This window comes from Desulfobulbus propionicus DSM 2032, assembly GCF_000186885.1.
Classification (GTDB): Bacteria; Desulfobacterota; Desulfobulbia; order Desulfobulbales; family Desulfobulbaceae; genus Desulfobulbus; species Desulfobulbus propionicus.
Genome location: NC_014972.1, coordinates 1,618,238 through 1,636,783, shown reverse-complemented (window position 1 = coordinate 1,636,783; position 18,546 = coordinate 1,618,238). Strand labels below are relative to the sequence as shown.

Sequence of the window (18,546 nt, the reverse complement as noted above, 5' to 3'; positions counted from 1 at the left end):
AAAACAGCGTTTTGCCGTGTAGGCATTGAAATCATTACCCCCCCAACTGAGAAAAAATGACACAGACTTTGTTCTCCACCTGGATGATGGCAGCACCTTCTGAAGAGCGTATGGCCGTGTGCAGGAGCAGGAGGACGTAGCCGTAGAGTTTCTCGGATTTGGAAACGCAGCAATAGTCGAACAGTTGCTTAACAGGTGGATAAATAGTTAACTCAAGTTTCTGACTTGCTTGCTCCAACTTGCCGTTAATATCCCACCGTTTGCCGTAGATGCGGACAATTTCTTCGTCGGCGAGGTCAATCTTGGTCGAGAGGACGGCCAACCTCTGGCGTTTGTGGCGATGGCGGACAAAGACGATTTTGACCTTCTGCTCCTTGATGCAGGATTGGCATTACCCTGAGTATGAAAGCCACAAGGTCCTGCATGATCAGTTCGTCAAACGCCTCAAGGAACTGCAGGCGGGCTTTTCCTGTTGCAACCAACGGGTTTCCTTCGAGCTGCTGGCCTTCTTGAATAGTTGGCTGCTGTCACACATCCAGGGGATCGACGTCAAATTCGGCAAATTTCTTGCCGCCGCGAAAAGCCAGCAAGCCGCCTGAGGATTTCGTGCTCTCCCTTGGGTAAATGGAAAAACCAGACCGGATTGGTCCCAACGCCTCCAACTCAGTAGGCAGAGCAACCCGACCAGATGGAAAGCTCCCGGCAGTACTCAACCGACTGCCGGGCTATTAGCGTTTCATAGCTCTCGTGGTGGATCATTTCATGGACCTCGGCATATCTGGGGCCAGCACCCGGTCGATAAGTCTCCACTTCATACCCCTGCTGCCTGAGCAGTTGGGCAAAGCCGGCCGGGTTGCTGTTCGCTCTCTGCCACAACCCCTGGATGGAAGACTCCTGAAACATCGTCCCGCCATTTCGGCCGACGGCCCCTACCACTTGGCCGCCCTTGCTGATCACCATGGATTGTTCCATCTGCCCCTGCTTTTCGAGCTGGCTCTGGTATTCGTTGATGCCGGGCATGGAAAGCAGATTGCGTAAATCGGATGCCGACCTCTCGTCAGGTGCCTTCTGAAGAGGAAAATCCTGTTCTTTGAGGACGGGAGATTGCTCCGGTTCAAACGGCGTCGCTTTGACGGAGGTGTTGTTTCGGAAAAATATCGTGGCGGGAGTGATGGCGTTACCGACCTGCATCGTTGCTCCTTGAGGTTGCTGATTCCGGGTTGGTATGTTGATCCTTCGTTAACAGAACTTTACGTATTCAATAGTTCTTTTCGGACCGGGTTCGGCCATCTTAAACAAAAAGCGATTCAATCCAGGTGAGCAGGTTCCTGATAAGGAAAAAAGAGATGGTGGAGAATGCGGAAGGTGAGAAAGTCGAAAAACTGTTTTCGACTTTGAAGGGCCTTTCACTGCTGTCTCATAAATTTCTCCACAGTAAAATTTGTGGAGAAACAGTCGTTTGAGTTGATGGCGGTTTAAACAATTCGATCAAATCTCTTCTCGCGAAGAGGTTGAGTTGTAGTAGGCGAAGTATCTGTTGCATGGAACTGCCTAATTTGGCTTTGAATTTCAGGTAAGCCAGCATGAGGTAGACACAGAGGGCAATCCAAACCTGGGTCAACACCGCGTTGCTTGTGGTGCCGAGGAAAGTCTTGATCTTCAGGTTTTGCTTGATCCATTTGACTCAAGTTTCTGAGTTGTTTTAATTTGTTGTTATTGTGTTTCTAATCTGCATTGATCTCTTTCCCGTTTGCAGCATATCAACGGCAAAGCCCATGACTGCATCAACAATAGCAAGCATTGCATCTTCGGCTATGACACCGGCAGCCCTGACTTTGCTCAAGGCCAGATTGAGCAGCCGCTGCAGCGCCTCAACCAGACTCAAGTCCTGCTGCTCTTCGCTGCAGGCGTAAAAGAGCGAGCCAAGGGTACGGGGATCATCATGGCAACGCTGCTCGAAAGCCAGAAAGACATAGCGGCTCATCACAATGGTGATATGGCCGATGATGCCATCAAAATCCCGCAGTTGGGTCTCCCGTTCGAGGTTGAGGTAGTGTTTCATCATCTTGAAGAACACCTCGATATCCCACCGTTTGCCGTAGATGCGGATGATTTCCCCGTCGGCCAGATCAATCTTGGTCGAGAGGATGGCCAGCCACTGGCGTTTGTGGTGATGGCGGACAAAGACGATCCTGATCTTCTGTTCCTTTTTGGTTTCGACCACCACGCTGGCCAGAATCCTGGCCTTGCCTCGCCGCTTTTTCAGCTTGGCGAAGAGCCGCCCCAGCCTCAACCATTATTGCCCTTGATGGCGGTAAAAGACCTTCGGCATGTCCTTACCCATGCAAATCACCGGCAGATGTTTGCCCAGGGTGGCAAGCAGGGCTGGGAAGGCAAACCAACTGTCCATCAGGATGGTAGTCGGCCCGGATGCCCAACGTCAACACCCGCTTTACCATGGATTCCAGGTGCTCCGTGGATTTGGCCATGGCTTCCACTCTGCGTTTGTAGCCGCAGTACCGCTTGTCCATCTCTTTCCTTATCCCCTGCAGCCGCTTGCTTGCCTCGGAGGCGGAGCAGAGGATGAAATCAAGCGGCAGGAAGCTCACTCCATCCGACCAGCCCAAGGTCATGAGCTTGAATCCTTTCAAACTGCGGTTGGCGTTGTGGTCATGCACCCAGGCGAGCAATTCGACCACTTTGGAGCGGGACCGGTCATAGGTGCTGTCATCGATGATCAGCACCTTCTCACGTTGCTCGCTGGTCAGCACCTCCATGAACCGAACCACCACGGTTACCAATCCCAGCAGAAATTTCCGCCAGTTATACCGGGGATTCTTCAAGAACTCGTAGGCGGCATCCTTGCGGAATGCCAACTCCGTATTATTGACGATACCCCGGGAGAAGTTGGCCCCATGAAATGGCAAGGAGAAGATGGTGGCGAACACTGCCAGCGGTTTTGTCCCTCGCAATTTGCGGATGCCGCTGCCAGCCAGCAGGGTGGCGGCCTTGAAATCGTCCAGAAAGGAAGAAATCCGGTTCTGCAGTCGTTTTGCCTCTTGTTGCTCCTGGTAGTTTTGGGTATGGTTCATTTAAGCCTTTTCTTTTTGATATCATTAGGTATTTTCGCAAATCCAATGTATCAGAAAGCAAAAGGCTTTTCACATTAAAATGTTATTATTTCAAGAGGTTAATGTCGGATCTTCTTTGGCAAGGCCAACCCCGAAACTTGAGTTATTATGAATCACTGCTGTCTCATAAAAAATGAAGATAAGGAGGCTCGGAGAGCTGCTTGGCGGTATAATGATTTTGCATAAAGATCATACAAACCAAGGAGATCCGAGCCATGGCCTATAGCGATACCGTCCTCAAGCAATTGCTTACACTTGTCCCAAGATATGAATTTGACACACTGGCTCAACTGCATCACGCGGGACAGAATTTCCGTTCCTACAACCGCTGGAGTCAATTCCTAGCCATGCTGATCGGCCAGCTTTCCGGCAGAAAAAGCCTCCGGGATATCACCGATAATCTCATGGCACAGGGCAAGCGGCTCTATCATCTTGGTATGAAGCGAACCACTAAAGCAACCTTGGCTCGGGTCAACGCAGAGCAACCCGCTGCTCTCAAGCACTGTTCGCCAAGCTGCTGGACAGGTGCCAACTGGTAGCGCCCAAACACCGCTTCTCCTTCAAAGGCAAGCTGTACCTGCTTGATGCCACGGTGATCAACCTTTGCCTCGCCGCCTTTCCCTGGGCCGAATTCAGGCAGAAAAAGGGAGCCATCAAACTGCATGTCGGCCTGGATGCCGATGGGCATCTTCCGGTCTTCATGGACATGACCAAGGGGAAGGAACACGAGATCAACTGGGCCAGGACCCTGCAACTCCCCAAGGGCTCCTTTGTCTGCATTGATCGCGGCTTCACCGATTACCGCTGGCACAGCGACCTGACCGCTAACGCCGTTTTCTTTGTTTCGCGGCTGAAAAGCAATGCCGATGTCCAATACCTGCTTAAACGGGCCGGGCGAAGGAGCGCTGGGATCACCAACGATCAGACCATCCGGCTCAAAGGGGTTGAGCAGCCGTTGCGTCTGGTCGCTTATACCGACCCGGCGACCGGCATCGAGTATCGGTTTGTCACCAACGCCCACCACCTGAAAGCCAAGGAGATCACCCAAATCTACAAAGAGCGCTGGCAGATCGAATTGTTTTTCAAATCTCAAGTTTCGGGGTTGGCCTTGCCAAAGAAGATCCGACATTAACCTCTTGAAATAATAACATTTTAATGTGAAAAGCCTTTTGCTTTCTGATACATTGGATTTGCGAAAATACCTAATGATATCAAAAAGAAAAGGCTGAGATGAACCATACCCAATACTATCAGGAGCAACAAGAGGCAAAACGACTGCAAAACCGGATTTCCTCCTTTCTGGAGGATTTCAGGGTTGGCACCCTGTTGGGTGGCAGCGGCATCCGCAAATTGCGAGGGGCAAAACCGCTGGCGGTGTTCGCCGCCATCTTCTCCTTGCCGTTTAGCGGGGTCAATTTCTCTCGCGGGATCGTGAACAACCCGGAACTGAGATTCCAGAAGGATGCCGCCTACGAGTTCTTGAAGAATCCCCGGTATAACTGGCGGAAATTTCTGCTGGGATTGGTAACCGTGGTGGTTCGGTTCATGGACGTACTGACCAGCGAGCAACGTGAGAAGGTGCTGATCATCGATGACAGCACCTATGACCGGTCCCGCTCCAAAGTGGTCGAATTGCTCGCCTGGGTGCATGACCACAACGCCAACCGCAGCTTGAAAGGGTTCAAGCTCATGACCCTGGGCTGGTCGGATGGAGTAAGTTTCCTGCCGCTTGATTTCATTCTCTGTTCCGCCTCCGAGGCAAGCAAGCGATTGCAGGGGATCAAGAAAGAGATGGACAAGCGGTACTGCGGCTACAAACGCAGAGTGGAGGCCATGACCAAATCCACCGAGCACCTGGAATCCATGGTGAAACGGGCGCTGGCACTGGGTATCCGGGCCGACTACCTCCTGATGGACAGTTGGTTTGCTTTCCCAGCCCTCCTCGCCACCTTGGGCAAGCATCTGCCGGTGATCTGCATGGGAAGGATATGCCGAAGGTTTTTTACCGGCATCAAGGGCAATGGCTGACGTTGGGCAGGTTGTTTGCCGCATTGAAAAAGCGGCCGGGTAAGGCCAGGATTCTGGCCAGTGTGGCGGTGGAAGCCAAAAAGGAACAGAAGGTCAGGATCGTGTTTGTCCGTCATCGTCATAAACGCCAGTGGCTGGCCATCCTCTCCACCAAGGTCGACCTTGCGGATGAGGAAATCGTCCGCATCTACGGCAAACGGTGGGATATCGAGGTATTTTTCAAGATGATGAAACATTACCTCAACCTCGAGCGGGAGACCCAACTGCGGGATTTCGACGGTATCATCGGCCATGTTACCATTGTCATGAGTCGCTATGTTTTCCTGGCTTTTGAGCAACGCTGCCATGACGATCCCCGCACCCTTGGCTCGCTCTTTTACGCCTGCAGCGAAGAGCAGCAGGACCTGAGCTTGGTTGAGGCCATGCAGCGGCTGCTCAGCCTGGCCTTAGACAAAGCCAGGGGTGCCGGCATCATCGCCGAAGATGCAGTGCTTGCCATTGTTGATGCAGTCATGGGCTTTGCCGTTGATATACTGCAAACGGGAAAGAGATTGGCGCACAGTACAAACCTAATAACGGAAAGTTAGAGCAACTCCGAAACTTGAGTAATTTATCTTTCCAAGCGCCTACCCAAGAGTCCGTCCACAAAAAAACGTTCTTCTTTACCGCCCTAGATTATCAATCGCACCGATTGCGCTCAACTTATGATCATCGAGGAAGTGTGTATATTTCATAGTCTGGCTAATATTTCGATGTCCCATGATTTCGGCAACGGTTCGAATGTCGACTCCGTTCATGATCAAATAACTTGCCGCCGAATGACGCAATCCGTAGAGGGTAAAATTACAGATCCCCGCATATCGGCAGGCGTTGTCAAAGGAGCGCCGAAAATAACGATGGGGCTGATCACGGTACCCTTTACCAGGCGGCAGGAATACGAAGCCATTTTCACCCTCTCCAGCTACCCTCATCCTTTCGAACATCTTCCTGATGGTTCTCGTCATCGGAACGCGTCTTGGGTCCGTTTTGGTCTCTGTGAGATCGATCATCCCTTGCCCAATCAAAACCTGGTCCCAACGCAGGCCCGCGCCTTCTGAAGGGCGCATGGCCGTATGGAGGAGCAGGAGGACGTAGCAGTAGAGTTTTTCGGATTTGGAAACGCAGCAGTAGTCGAGCAGGGTGTCGATTTGCTTCGGGGTGAGCAAGGAGAGTCTGTTTTTGGGAGCAGAGGGACGTCGAATTTCAGCGCCCGGATCATTGACATCCAGCCCCCATTCAATCCTGGCCATGCGATACATGCAGGACAGAAAGGATAAATCCTGGATAACCGAGCTGGGACCCACTTGCTGCAACCGGTAATCGCGGTAGGCAGCAATGTCTTTTGAGGTGATGGTCTGCAAGGACTTGCCATCAAAGTAGCGAATGAGCCGGCCACCAATTTCCTGGTCCAGCCGTTGGGTGTTGCGTTTTTTCCTCGGCGCAACCGCCATGGTGTATTTTTCGACTGCCTCATTCAATCTGAGGTCATTGGCGGGTAGTTCACCGGGTAATGGTTGTCCTGCACGAAGGAGCGCTTCTGTCTCCTCGGCCCAGGTCATGGCTTTTGCTTTGCTATCAAAAGTCGCGGTTTCCCGTCTCCCCTTGACGCAAATTGCTGCGCGAAACACTGGTCCGTATTTTCTATCGATCCTCGTAATCGTTGCCATCGTTTTTCGTGTGTAAATTTGAGTGTAAATTTCCGTGCACAGGAAACGATAACCAACGATATACAACGATTAAAAATGAGTGCAACTTGAAAAAATGATGCGTTAAAACAGCATGTTAAACATGGGAATCGGCTGGAGCCATTGAAAACACAGGGGTGGGTATAAAAAAAGGGGTTAGACGCTCGAAAAAGCATCTAACCCCTTGATTTTACTGGTCGGAACGAGAGGATTTGAACCTCCGGCCCCCTGAACCCCATTCAGGTGCGCTACCAGACTGCGCTACGTTCCGAGAAAATGTGCGGTGTTTTTAGCACCTACCCTTACAGCTGTCAACCTTTAGTTGCAAATCTAGTCTTTTACCGGCCCGAGCAAAGTCAAAAGTTCCCGCAGTTCTGTCTTCATCAACAAAAGTAGGGGGTATATGTCCGTATCGCGAGAGGCAGGCTCCTGATCTATGCACGAGGATTGAAGAGGGTAAGAATAGTCTGTTTGGGCAAGATGCCTTCGCGCTCCAGAAATCGTATACCCTTGTTCATGGAGCAACGCTTTAATGTGGAGCAAATTTTCCACATCTTGCCGGCGATACAGTCTCTGTTTGGATTTCCCGCGAAAAGGTTTGATGAGTGAAAACTCGGTTTCCCAGTAGCGCAATACATGGGGATCAACTCCAACCAATTGGCTGACTTCGCCGATTCGGAAATAAACTTTATCCGGTATCTTGGCTGAAACTGAAGCCGATCGTTTCACATTCAATCGTCAACGCAGAGCAGAGTTATCTGAACGAAGTCACCCCGTTGCTAACAGTATAAAACAGTGCCTCGATGAGGTCAAATTGGCTTTCACTTGTTGAGCCGTTCGCGCAACCGCTTACTCGGACGAAAAGAAACCATCTGTCGTTTGGTGATGGTCATCGACTCGCCGGTTCGTGGATTACGGCCACGGCGGGGCGATTTATCCCGAACCGTCAGTGTGCCGAATTGCACCAGTTTGATCGATTCTCCAGCTACCATTGTGGTCTTCATGATCGCGAACACGGTATCGACGATTTCGGCAGCATTCCGCTGGGATACACCCAATTTTTCATTCACGGATATGGCCAGTTCCTTGCGGGTCACGTTCTTCTTCTTCATGCATCAAATCCTTGGCGATAACAGGCATTGAAATCTGCCATTAATAATTTCATCAATTTATCGTGAATTTTATCAACCGATTGATCATCCAGCGTGGCCGTCTCCGAACGATAGGTGAAAGAAAGGGAGACGCTCTTATATCCTGCCTGGATCGGTTTGCCACGATATACATCAAAGATCTCGGCTGACTCAAGATATTTCTGCCGCTGAGTTCGGATTGCCACGAGTAACTCTCCAGCCGGGACATGGTCCGGCACGACAAGACTGGCATCGCGCTTGACTGAAGGAAATTTGGGCAACGTCTTGAACTGTTTCGGCACTCTGTTTAGGTTCATCAGATGCTGGAGATCAATCTCCAAAAAATAGACAGGCTGTTTGATTGCAAAGCCTTTGAGAGTCTCTGGGTGCACGCGGCCCACGGATCCGATCACGATGTCGCCATCCATAATCGCTACCGAACAGCCGGGGTCACTATACGGTTGCGTCAATTCAGCGACTTGTCGGAACAATGGTGCCTGATCATTTCCGGTCATGCGCAGCACCTGCAACAGGTTGGCGGCTGCACCCTTGACATCAAAGAAATCGATTTCCTGGTTGGCATGGTAGAACGGTTCAGCCTTGGGATAACGCTGCCCGCTCATGACCGCGCAAAGATACAATCGTTCCTCGGGCAACGCATTAGGTTGTTGCTGCAAGAAAATCTTGCCCGTTTCAAACAATCGAATGTCGGGACACTGGAAATTGATATTGCGGCGAACATTCTCAAGCAATCCGGGAAGAAGCATGGATCGCATGACCGCCTGTTCCTCCGAGAGCGGATTGAGAAGCCGGGTCACCTGTCGCCGGGCGTCGTTTTCGGCAAGGCGGCAGATATCCAAATGATGTTCACTGACAAAGCTGTAGTTGATTGCCTCAAAAAAGCCTTGTGCGGTGAGAATACGGGCAATATCCTGCCGCAAGGCACGCAGGTCATCCCGTTTGGGATAGTCCATCCGAATGAGCGGCAATGCGGTGGGTATGGAATTGTACCCGACCAATCGGGCGACTTCTTCAATCAGGTCCACTTCACGCTCGATATCGATCCGGAAGCTTGGAACCACAACTTCCAGGGTCGCCTCATCCAGTGCGGTGACAGCAAACTCAATGGATCGCAAATAATCCGCAACCTGGTCGCGATTCAGCTCCATGCCCAGCAACCCGCACACCCGGTTGACGCGCAGTTGCAGGGTCAACAAAGGTTTTTTTCCTGGATAGACATCGATACCGTCCGGATCCGCCTGGGCGCCGGCATATTCGACCATCAACTCCACAGCCCGTTCCAGGGCGATATCCGCGAGGTTCGGGTCGACCCCTCGTTCAAATCGATAGGAAGACTCGGATGGAATTCCCAATTTGCGAGCAGTGCGCCGTATGGACACGGGATTGAAACAGGCGGACTCAAGCAGGATAGTGGTGGTACGGTCAGTGATTTCTGTATCCAATCCTCCCATGACTCCGGCCACCGCGATGGGGCCCTGGCCATCGCAGATGAGCAACATGTCTGGGTCAAGCTGCCGTTGACTGCCGTCGAGGGTGGTGATGCTCGTCTCTTGCACGGTTGGCCGACGGACAATGATCTTGCTGTCCCGCAACGTAGCGAAATCAAAGGCGTGCATCGGCTGCCCGGACTCGAGCATCACGTAGTTGGTGATATCAACGATGTTGTTGATCGGCCGCATCCCCACGGCACTGAGCCGTTGCTGCATCCAGCGAGGAGAAGGTCCGATAGTAACATTGATCAATTTTCGGGCGGTATATCGAGGGCACAAGGTCGGATCATCGATGATCACTTCAAAATCGATATTCTTTCCGGTTAATGGGGTTACTTGGGCGACGAGCGGCTTCAAGACGCCCCCAGTGAAACTGCCGACTTCACGGGCAATGCCGCGAACGCTGGCGCAATCAGGGCGATTCGGTGTCAGATCGACCTCGATCACTGTATCGCGAAGATCGAGCGCTTCCACCAGTGGCAGCCCCGGAGCAAACGGTCCCTGCAAGTCGAGGATGCCGCTATGATCGTCGTTCAAGCCCAACTCACGCGCCGAACAGAGCATTCCAGCGGAAACAACGCCCCGGACCTTGGATTTTTTTATTTTGGTACCGTCGGGAAGCTTGACGCCGGGCTTGGCGATGGCGGTGAACATCCCAGGCCGGACATTGGGCGCACCACACACCACCTGGACGATCTCCTCGCCGGTATCGACAACACATACCGTTAATTTATCGGCATCGGGATGTTGGCTGACCTCGGTTACCCGGGCCACAGTGATCGGGGCGAGGTGTGCAGACAACTCTTCGACACTGTCAACCTCAAGCCCGAGCATGGTTAATTGGTCGGCTATCTGCGCCGAAGTCATTCCTGCGGTGGAAATGAATTGATTCAGCCAACTCAGCGTGAATTTCATAACGATCCTATCAGCAACAGCTCATCATGATAAATGTTGTGTTCGACACCTGCCGCTTCCCAAATTAGGCCGATCAAGGAAGAAGCGGGAGGCGCTCCTTCCTTTTCGGCCTCTCGTGAGGTCGTCGACCGCTGGAGCGCGGCAAGCGATTCGGCTTGCAGGTACCATGTCGGAATCATCCCTCGCACGAGATGGAGCGGACGGTCTTGTGCAAGGAACGAAAAGGCGGCGTTCTAAAACTGGGAGAGAAACCGGAGGTCGTTTTCGTAATACAAACGGATATCGTCAATGCCATATTTGAGCATGGCTATCCGTTCAACGCCGAGACCAAAAGCGAATCCGGAATAGAGATCAGGATCGTACCCCACCATCTTCAACACCTCGGGGTCAATAAGGCCGGACCCAAGAATTTCGAGCCATCCCGTGCGTTTGCAAACCCGACATCCTTTGCCGCCACAGATCACGCAGGCAATGTCAACCTCAGCACTGGGTTCGGTGAAGGGAAAAAAACTGGGACGGAAACGCAAGGCAAGTTCCCGCTCGAACATCTTGTGAGTAAAGCTGGTCAGCACCCCTTTCAAATCGGCAAAGGAAACCTCCCTATCGACCAGAAAGCCTTCCACTTGATGAAACATAGGGGTATGGGTGATATCCGAATCGCACCGATACACCTTGCCAGGTGCGATGTAACGCAACGGTGGTTCCTGTTGCTCCATGATCCTTGCCTGCATGGGTGAGGTATGGGTACGCAGGAGAATTGAATCCGTGACATAAAAGGTGTCATGCATGTCACGGGCTGGATGATGTTTGGGGATGTTGAGCGCTTCGAAATTATAGTAATCGCTTTCCACATCCGGTCCTTCAGCCACCGCAAACCCCAACCCTTCGAAAATCGAGCAGATTTCCTCCATGACTTGGGTGACTGGATGCAGTTTACCAAACGGCAGATAGCGACCGGGCAAGCTGAGATCCACTTCCCCGCCGGCCCGTGTCAGCGCCGAGGCCTGAAACTGGGCCTTAAGTGTCTCGAACCGGTCTTCGATCTCCTGCTTGATGGCATTGGCCAATTGGCCGAGCCGAGGGCGCTCATCAGCGGCCACGCTCCCCAGTTGCCGCAAGGCACCGCTGAGCAGACCGCCTTTTCTTCCGAGATAGGTAACTCTAAAGGTTTCAAGCTGGGCCAGATCATCAATCCGCCCCAAAGCCTCTTCGGCCTCCTGCTTGAGCCTGAGCAGCTCGCTTTCCATACACTTTCAACCGTGTTCAGGAGGCCTGCCCGGAGGCCTTGACCACTGCTGAAAAGGCGTTGGGATCAACGATGGCCAGGTTGGAAAGCACCTTGCGATCAAGTTCGATCGAATTCTTGCTCAATCCATTGATCAGTCGGCTGTAGCTGGTGCCGTTCTGCTTGGCGGCCGCGTTAATGCGGGCGATCCATAGCTGACGAAACTCCCGTTTTTTTACGCGGCGGTCCCGGTACGCGTAGCACAAGGCACGATCAACCGCTTCAGCGGCGGTCTTGAACAACCGGTGCTTACCGCCACGAAAACCTTTGGCCAGAGTCAGTACTTTATTTCTTCTGCGGCGTGCTTTGAAACCGCGTGTTACACGAGGCATTGTCTTCTCCGTTCTAGCAAAGAAAAGAAAGACCGCCTGAAATGGCGGAACTCTCCCGATGGTGATGGCAGAGCCTGAGCATCCCGCTCAGACCGTTACGTCTCTTACATGTATGGCAACATCCGCCGTACGGCTTTGGTGTCCACTTCGGCAATCAAGGCGGATTTTCGCAGGTTACGTTTCCGCTTGGTTGATTTCTTGGTCAATATGTGAGAGGCAAAGGCCTTGGCGCGGCGGATCCGTCCGCCACCGGTAGCCTTAAACCGCTTGGCAGCCCCTCGGTTGGTTTTCATTTTCGGCATGGTACACGCTCCTTACATCTTCCCCGGTCCAACATCTGGCCGGAATGTAGTTATTGAATAACGAATTGCACCTTTAGGCTTTGGGACCGACAAACATAACGAGCTGCCGACCTTCCATTTTGGGTTCCTGAATGATCACGCAATCTTCACGCAACGTATCAGCGATTTTTGTCAGCGCGTCAAGTCCTATGGTCTGGGCATAGACAATTTCGCGGCCGCGGAAACGCATGGTCACCTTAACTTTATTTTTTTCCGCCAGGAATTCCTTGATTTTACGTATCTTGAAATTCAAATCGTGTTCTTCGGTTTTAGGCCTAAACTTGATTTCTCTGGTTTCAATTACGGTCTGTTTTTTCTTGGCTTCCTGCTGTTTCTTTTTCAGCTCGTAACGGAACTTGTCAAAATTCATGATCCGGCACACAGGCGGATCAGCCTTATCGGAAACTTCGACCAAATCAAGGCCCTGCTCCTGGGCCGCCTCCAAAGCGACTTTGGTGCTGACGATACCGCGTTGTGTTCCATCGGAATCAACGAGTCGAATTTCCCGGTAATCGATATCTTCGTTGATTTTGATTTTCAGATCCTGCTGAGTGGAAGGTTTTCGAATGCCTCGTTTTTTAATGTTCGTTCCTCCAGTTGTAGTGTTGTGTTCAGACGTGACGACGTCCGCATTCCTCAATAACGAGATCAACGAATGCTTCCGGCGTCATGGCCGGCAAATTTTCTCCATCTCTCTTTCGCACCGTAACCGTGCCTTCTTGCTTCTCACGCTCGCCGACAATCAACATGTAGGGGACTTTCATCAGCTGAGCTTCACGAATTTTGTAATTCAACTTTTCGTTGCGCACATCCTTGTCAATACGCACGCCCATGGCCCGCAACCGGGCATGCACCTGTTCGCAGTATTCGCCCTGGTCATCGGTAATATTCATTATCCGCGCCTGTTCCGGAGCGAGCCAAAGGGGAAAGGCACCTGCGTAGTGCTCGATCAGCACCCCGATAAAGCGCTCAAGCGACCCCATCAAAGCTCGATGGATCATGATCGGCTGATGCTCAGCGCCATCAACGCCGGTATAGTTCATCTGAAATCGTTCTGGCAGATTGAAGTCAACCTGAATGGTGGAGCATTGCCACGACCGTCCCAGCTGATCCTTGATCTTGATATCGATCTTGGGGCCATAGAAAACCCCCTCTCCCGGATCCAGCTGATACGCCAACCCTTTTTTCTCAAGGGCCTGCTTCAACGCCTGGGTCGACAACTGCCAGTGCTCATCCGAACCGACGTACTTTTCGGGCCGGGTGGAAAGATAGACATCATATTGATCAAACCCAAACGTCTTGAGAATATGCAAGTTAAGATCAATGATGTTAAATATCTCTTCTTCCAACTGATCGGGACGGCAGAATATGTGCGCGTCGTCTTGGGTAAAACCACGTACCCGCATCAGGCCATGCAGCGCACCGGTCCGTTCGTAGCGATAAACCGTGCCCAACTCGCACCAGCGAATGGGAAACTCCCGGTAACTGTGCTTGTCGGCATTGTAGACGCCAATGTGAAACGGACAATTCATTGGCTTCAACTGATACATCACCTCGTCGATCTCCATGGCGGAATACATGTTTTCGCCGTAGAAATCAAGATGTCCCGAGGTTTTCCACAGATCCTGGCGGGCAATGTGCGGGGTATAGAGCAACTGGTAGCCGTTTCGGTAGTGCTCATCCTTCCAGTAATCCTCGATCAGCCGGCGAAGAAGGGCGCCACGCGGCTGCCAGAGGATCAACCCCGGACCGATCTGGTCTTGAATGGTAAACAATCCCAACTGCTTGCCCAGCTTGCGATGGTCGCGCTTACGGGCCTCCTCCAGCCGGGCAAGATACTGTTGCAGCTCTTTCTTGTCCGCAAAGGCAGTCCCATAGATGCGGGTCAACATCTGCCGTTTCTCATCGCCCCGCCAATACGACCCTGCCACCCGCAACAGCTTGAACACTTTGATCCAGGAAGAATCCGGAACATGGGGGCCGCGGCACAGATCGACGAAACCACCATGGGTGTACAGACTGACGGTTTCCGCTTCCATCTCCCGCAGCAGTTCGAGTTTGTAAATTTCGCCGTGCTGCTCAAAAAAACGGATTGCCTCTTCCTTGGGCATCTCTTGCCGGACAAAAGGGAGACGAGCGTTGGCCAGCTCCGCCATCTTGGCTTCTATCTGCTCGAATTCTTCGGAGGAAAAAGGCTTTTCCCGATCAAAATCGTAGTAAAACCCGTCTTCAATCGCCGGGCCGATGGCCACTTTCACCTGATCGCCAAACAGCTCCTTGACCGCCAAGGCCATGATATGAGCTGTGGAATGGCGCAGAATTTCCAGACCTGCTTCCGAGTGCACAGATACCGGTTCGATGACCGCATCCATCGCCAGAGGTGTCGATAAATCCAGCAGACGACCGTCGCACTTCACCGCCACGGTCTGCTTGCGCTGCTTACCGGAAACCAGATCCTTGAGCACATCCGCGACTGCTGTCCCCAGCGGAAACGACTTATTTTCACCGTCTTGTAAGGAAACCGATATCTCTGCCATCGTGCCTGTAAAAAGGAAAGGCTAATGAGCAGATAAATCTGCATCCTAGCCTTTGAAAAATTGGTAGGCGCGGACGGGGTCGAACCGACGACATCTACCACGTCAAGGTAGCGCTCTCCCACTGAGCTACGCGCCTACATCATTTGATGTTTGGAATGGCTTTTATACAGCATACCGCTGAAAACCGCAAGTCAAATACCAGCAAACAATTAGAGTGTCAAGACAAATTCAAGCAGCCTTCGCAAGACTTTTGTTTACCAGCTCTCCCATTTTCTTGGTTTTTGTTGGCAGTCCGTTGATTTTTCATGTCGATTTTTTTCATCCCCTCCTTTCACCCCAACCTGTCTCGTTACCCAGCAACACTCTTTTTTTCGCATGTCTCACAAGGCGTTACCGGCCATGACAGGTTTCCTCGATAATTGCGTTCCTTCAGCATTCCTTCGCCATGATTCCTGTTCGGTTTTGATTAAATGCGGCTGCCATCAAAAAGAGAGAAGCAAATCAGGGAACGGCGTGATATAAAAAAATCTTTTTTCTCGTTAGGCTACCACCCTGTCCATTCCGACTCGCACGAACGACAGCATCGGTCATGTCCACGCCACTCAACAAAGCGCTTAACGCGATTCTCTCCTCCGCCTCGCTGCCGACACTTCCAGCTGTTGCCGCCAAGGTCCTCGAAGTTACCTCACAGGACGACATTTCTTTTCCTGACCTGACAACCCTCATCGCCCAGGACATGGCACTTTCAGCCAGAATTCTCAAGGTCGCCAATTCCGCCTTGTATTGTTTTCCGCAAAAGATCGGCTCGATCAGTCAAGCTGTCTCCCTGCTGGGGATCAACGCGGTGCGCAGCCTGGTCCTGAGTTTCACTTTTCTCTCCATGGGAGAGGCACAGTCCCACGATCGGTTTGATCTCAATCAATTCTGGGAACGCTCGCTGGTTGGCGCGACAGCCGCTCGCCTGCTTGCCGAACAGACCGGGCGGATGGACCCCGAGGAAATGTTTACCATTGGTTTGCTGCAGGATATCGGTTGTTTAATCTTCGCGCTCACAATCCCCAGGCGTTACGACCGGCTAACACAGCACCTGACGGCTGGTTCAGCCGAGGTGTGCGAACTTTCCTTGGAAGAAGAATATATTGGCCTGACACACACCATCTCTGGCGCTGAAATTGGCCGTTTATGGGCACTCCCCTCCCCCATTCTAGCCGCCATCCGCTACCATCACGATCCCCTTGCCTACCCCGGTACGGATCCGAAAGAGGATCTGGCCATTAAAATCACTCACTTGTCCGCGCTGGTCACCAGGATTTTCTTTTCCGTTCATCCCGAGCGATTTCACCGCCAGTTTGTGGACCACGCCCATCGGCTGCTCGGCCTGGAAGACGTGAAAATCAAGACCATCCTCAAGATCATCAACCGGGAAATCGAAAAATCAGCCCGCTTTTTTGGGGTGAACATCACCTCGTTGCGACCGGTGGCCGAGATCATCCAGGAGGCCAATATCCGACTCAGCTTGCTTCATCTCAGTTATGAAGCGATGCACCGCGAACTGACCCAGGCCAAGACCGCGCTGGAACAGATACGACGGCAGTTGACCGAGCGGAACCGCCTGCTGGAAAAGCTGGCCAACCTCGACGGGTTGACCGAGATCAGCAACCATCGTTTTTTCCATCATTCCCTTCACTCGGAAATCAATCGGGCCATCCGCAATCATGCGCCGCTCTCCCTTTTGTTGGCGGACATCGACCACTTCAAGAAATTCAACGACGTCAACGGACACCAGATCGGCGATTTCATTCTCAAGGAACTATGCCAGGTAGCGCAGACCGCGATTCGCGAGTACGATCTGATGGCCCGCTACGGCGGCGAGGAATTCGCCTTTATCCTGCCGGAAACCGATGCGGAAGGGGCGGTGACCGTGGCCAGGAAGTTATGCAACGCTATCGCCGACCACGATTTTTTCAACGGAGAACGCCATTTCCGGGTTACCGTCAGCATCGGAGCGGCCACTGTCCGGCCCGCCGAGACCGCATGCAGCAAAAACGATCTGATCGGCATGGCTGACACGGCTCTGTATGCGGCCAAGAAACTGGGGAGAAATCAGGTCATTCATCATTCCGTCCAAACGAAGACCGGCGGATTGAGACGAACGTGAACTCGGCCGCGGAAGCGATCCTGCATCGTTTTCCCTTTTTTTTCGCCTTGTCAAGGGACAAGGCCCCTCGCCGGCACCGGGTTACAGCATGTATGCTTGCCAACGCGGACATCTGTAGTACATTGGGAACCGGGAATCGGAAAACATACCCTTTACCAGATGGAGGATGACCATGAAAAAGACCTATCTGTTCGCAGCCCTGAGCTTGACGCTCTCTCTTTCCGCGGTTGGTTTTTCCGCCAACGCCGAAGACACCGTGATGAAGGATGCCCAGGCCCAGTTCCAGCCCGTCCCGGACAAGGCGCCGGCCATCAAGGGGAACGAGGCGACGCCGGACAAGATCGAACTGGGCAAGATGCTGTATTTTGACCCCAGGCTGTCGAAAAGCGGCCTAATCAGCTGCAACACCTGTCACAACGTCGGCATGGCTGGCGCCGACTTCCAACAGACATCCACTGGTCACGGCTGGAAACAGGGGCCGCGCAATGCCCCGACCGTGCTCAATTCGGTCTTCAACGTGGCCCAGTTCTGGGACGGCCGAGCCAAGGATCTGGCGGAGCAGGCCAAAGGGCCGATTCAGGCTGGGGTGGAGATGAACAACACCCCGGAAAACGTGGTCAAAACCCTCAACAGCATGCCCGAATACGTGGCCCTGTTTAAACGATCGTTCCCCGGCGAGAGCGATCCGGTGACTTTCGACAACATGGCCAAGGCCATCGAAGCCTTTGAAGCCACCCTCATCACCCCTGACTCGAAATTCGATCTCTTTCTCAAGGGCGATGCCAAGGCGCTGGCCCAAAATGAACAGGAAGGCTTGAAGCTGTTCATGGTCCATGGCTGTGTCGAATGCCATGGCGGGGTCAATATGGGCGGTGATCAGTACTACCCCTTGGGGGTGGTCAACAAACCAAGTGAAAAAATCATCGCCGGCGACAAGGGTCGGTTTGCCATTACCCAGGCCAAGGACGACGAATTCTCGTTTAAATCACCCTCGTTGCGCAATATCGAGCTGACACCGCCCTACTTCCATTCAGGCGTGGTTTGGGAATTGGCAGAAGCGGTGCAGGTGATGAACGATTCGCAGATCGGCGCCGACCTCAAAGAGGGGGATATCGGCAAGATTGTCGCCTTTCTCAAGACAACCACCGGCAAACAGCCCCAGGTGCTGCATCCCATCCTGCCGGCACCCACCCAGGCAACGCCCAAGCCGTCGCTGGAATAACGCCGCAACGTAAGGACACGGAGCCCAGTCTCTTGTCCACGATCTCGCGGAGTTCCGTCTTCAAAGCGGTGGGAAAGCTGAAAACGGCTTCCCCACCGTTTTCAATTGCGCATTTCTTCAATCAAATCATCCGTCCCTGTTTTCTGTCCGGCTTTTTGCTCACGGGAATCGGACAGACCTTTCCAACCGGGCCGTAGCGGCACGGATTGCCCCCTGGGGATTGGTTCTGAAC

Annotated in this window: 14 protein-coding genes, 2 tRNA genes and 4 pseudogenes; 5 read left to right on the top strand and 15 right to left on the bottom strand. The window is 52.6% G+C overall.

Annotated features, from left to right (window positions below; genetic code table 11):
* Positions 1-34: 34 nt before the first annotated feature.
* The gene (locus tag DESPR_RS07155) at positions 35-322 is read right to left on the bottom strand and encodes a hypothetical protein (protein WP_043769810.1); all 288 of its coding nucleotides are present in this window, start codon (positions 320-322) and stop codon (positions 35-37) included.
* A gap of 55 nt (positions 323-377) precedes the next feature.
* Between DESPR_RS07155 and DESPR_RS07150 the strand changes: the two genes are divergently transcribed.
* Positions 378-599, top strand: coding sequence for a hemerythrin family protein (locus DESPR_RS07150; RefSeq protein ID WP_052302074.1), 222 nt, complete (start codon positions 378-380; stop codon positions 597-599).
* A gap of 64 nt (positions 600-663) precedes the next feature.
* Here the strand turns inward: DESPR_RS07150 and DESPR_RS07145 are convergent, their stop codons facing one another.
* The 3 genes and pseudogenes from DESPR_RS07145 to DESPR_RS07140 all read right to left on the bottom strand — a co-directional run bounded on the left by DESPR_RS07145 (position 664) and on the right by DESPR_RS07140 (position 3,092).
* Positions 664-1,191, bottom strand: a complete 528-nt coding sequence (locus tag DESPR_RS07145; protein ID WP_015724134.1) for a hypothetical protein — start codon at positions 1,189-1,191, stop codon at positions 664-666.
* A gap of 226 nt (positions 1,192-1,417) precedes the next feature.
* Positions 1,418-1,681 (bottom strand): annotated as a pseudogene (locus DESPR_RS17845) (IS4 family transposase); the annotation flags it as partial.
* A gap of 21 nt (positions 1,682-1,702) precedes the next feature.
* Positions 1,703-3,092 (bottom strand): annotated as a pseudogene (locus DESPR_RS07140) (IS4 family transposase).
* A gap of 254 nt (positions 3,093-3,346) precedes the next feature.
* Between DESPR_RS07140 and DESPR_RS07135 the strand changes: the two are divergent.
* Positions 3,347-4,218 (top strand): annotated as a pseudogene (locus DESPR_RS07135) (IS4 family transposase); the annotation flags it as partial.
* Positions 4,219-4,361: 143 nt separating this feature from the next.
* Positions 4,362-5,746 (top strand): annotated as a pseudogene (locus DESPR_RS07130) (IS4 family transposase).
* A 75-nt stretch (positions 5,747-5,821) separates the two neighbouring features.
* Here DESPR_RS07130 and DESPR_RS17180 read toward each other — a convergent pair.
* The 11 genes from DESPR_RS17180 to DESPR_RS07080 all read right to left on the bottom strand — a co-directional run bounded on the left by DESPR_RS17180 (position 5,822) and on the right by DESPR_RS07080 (position 15,070).
* Positions 5,822-6,865 carry a tyrosine-type recombinase/integrase gene (locus DESPR_RS17180; RefSeq protein WP_052302073.1) on the bottom strand — a complete coding sequence of 348 codons (1,044 nt, stop codon included), beginning with the start codon at positions 6,863-6,865 and terminating at the stop codon, positions 5,822-5,824.
* 212 nt (positions 6,866-7,077) lie between these two features.
* Positions 7,078-7,154, bottom strand: a tRNA-Pro gene (locus DESPR_RS07120).
* Between the two features lie 59 nt (positions 7,155-7,213).
* Entirely contained in the window at positions 7,214-7,612 is a 399-nt protein-coding gene (locus tag DESPR_RS17840; RefSeq protein WP_081457983.1) for a MerR family transcriptional regulator, read from the bottom strand.
* 92 nt (positions 7,613-7,704) lie between these two features.
* The gene (locus DESPR_RS07115; protein ID WP_015724131.1) at positions 7,705-7,995 is read right to left on the bottom strand and encodes an integration host factor subunit alpha; all 291 of its coding nucleotides are present in this window, start codon (positions 7,993-7,995) and stop codon (positions 7,705-7,707) included.
* Complete coding sequence (pheT, locus tag DESPR_RS07110) at positions 7,992-10,439, bottom strand: phenylalanine--tRNA ligase subunit beta (RefSeq protein WP_015724130.1); 2,448 nt, start codon at positions 10,437-10,439, stop codon at positions 7,992-7,994. Before pheT ends, DESPR_RS07115 begins: the two co-directional genes overlap by 4 nt.
* Positions 10,440-10,672: 233 nt before the next feature.
* Positions 10,673-11,686, bottom strand: a complete 1,014-nt coding sequence (gene pheS, locus DESPR_RS07105; RefSeq protein ID WP_015724129.1) for a phenylalanine--tRNA ligase subunit alpha — start codon at positions 11,684-11,686, stop codon at positions 10,673-10,675.
* A gap of 16 nt (positions 11,687-11,702) precedes the next feature.
* Positions 11,703-12,056 carry a 50S ribosomal protein L20 gene (rplT, locus tag DESPR_RS07100; protein WP_015724128.1) on the bottom strand — a complete coding sequence of 118 codons (354 nt, stop codon included), beginning with the start codon at positions 12,054-12,056 and terminating at the stop codon, positions 11,703-11,705.
* 104 nt (positions 12,057-12,160) lie between these two features.
* Complete coding sequence (gene rpmI / locus DESPR_RS07095; RefSeq protein WP_015724127.1) at positions 12,161-12,358, bottom strand: 50S ribosomal protein L35; 198 nt, start codon at positions 12,356-12,358, stop codon at positions 12,161-12,163.
* A gap of 73 nt (positions 12,359-12,431) precedes the next feature.
* Positions 12,432-13,049 (bottom strand): translation initiation factor IF-3, encoded by a 618-nt coding sequence (infC, locus tag DESPR_RS07090; protein ID WP_245529493.1) that lies wholly within the window; start codon positions 13,047-13,049, stop codon positions 12,432-12,434.
* Positions 13,009-14,934, bottom strand: coding sequence for a threonine--tRNA ligase (thrS, locus tag DESPR_RS07085; RefSeq protein WP_015724125.1), 1,926 nt, complete (start codon positions 14,932-14,934; stop codon positions 13,009-13,011). The genes infC and thrS overlap by 41 nt, the downstream gene beginning before the upstream one ends.
* Before the next feature lie 61 nt (positions 14,935-14,995).
* Positions 14,996-15,070 (bottom strand) — tRNA-Val (locus DESPR_RS07080).
* A gap of 453 nt (positions 15,071-15,523) precedes the next feature.
* Between DESPR_RS07080 and DESPR_RS07075 the strand changes: the two genes are divergently transcribed.
* Together DESPR_RS07075 and DESPR_RS07070 are read left to right on the top strand one after the other, a co-directional pair.
* Entirely contained in the window at positions 15,524-17,092 is a 1,569-nt protein-coding gene (locus tag DESPR_RS07075) for a sensor domain-containing diguanylate cyclase (protein ID WP_015724124.1), read from the top strand.
* A gap of 172 nt (positions 17,093-17,264) precedes the next feature.
* Complete coding sequence (locus DESPR_RS07070; protein WP_015724123.1) at positions 17,265-18,314, top strand: cytochrome-c peroxidase; 1,050 nt, start codon at positions 17,265-17,267, stop codon at positions 18,312-18,314.
* The last annotated feature ends 232 nt before the right edge of the window (positions 18,315-18,546 follow it).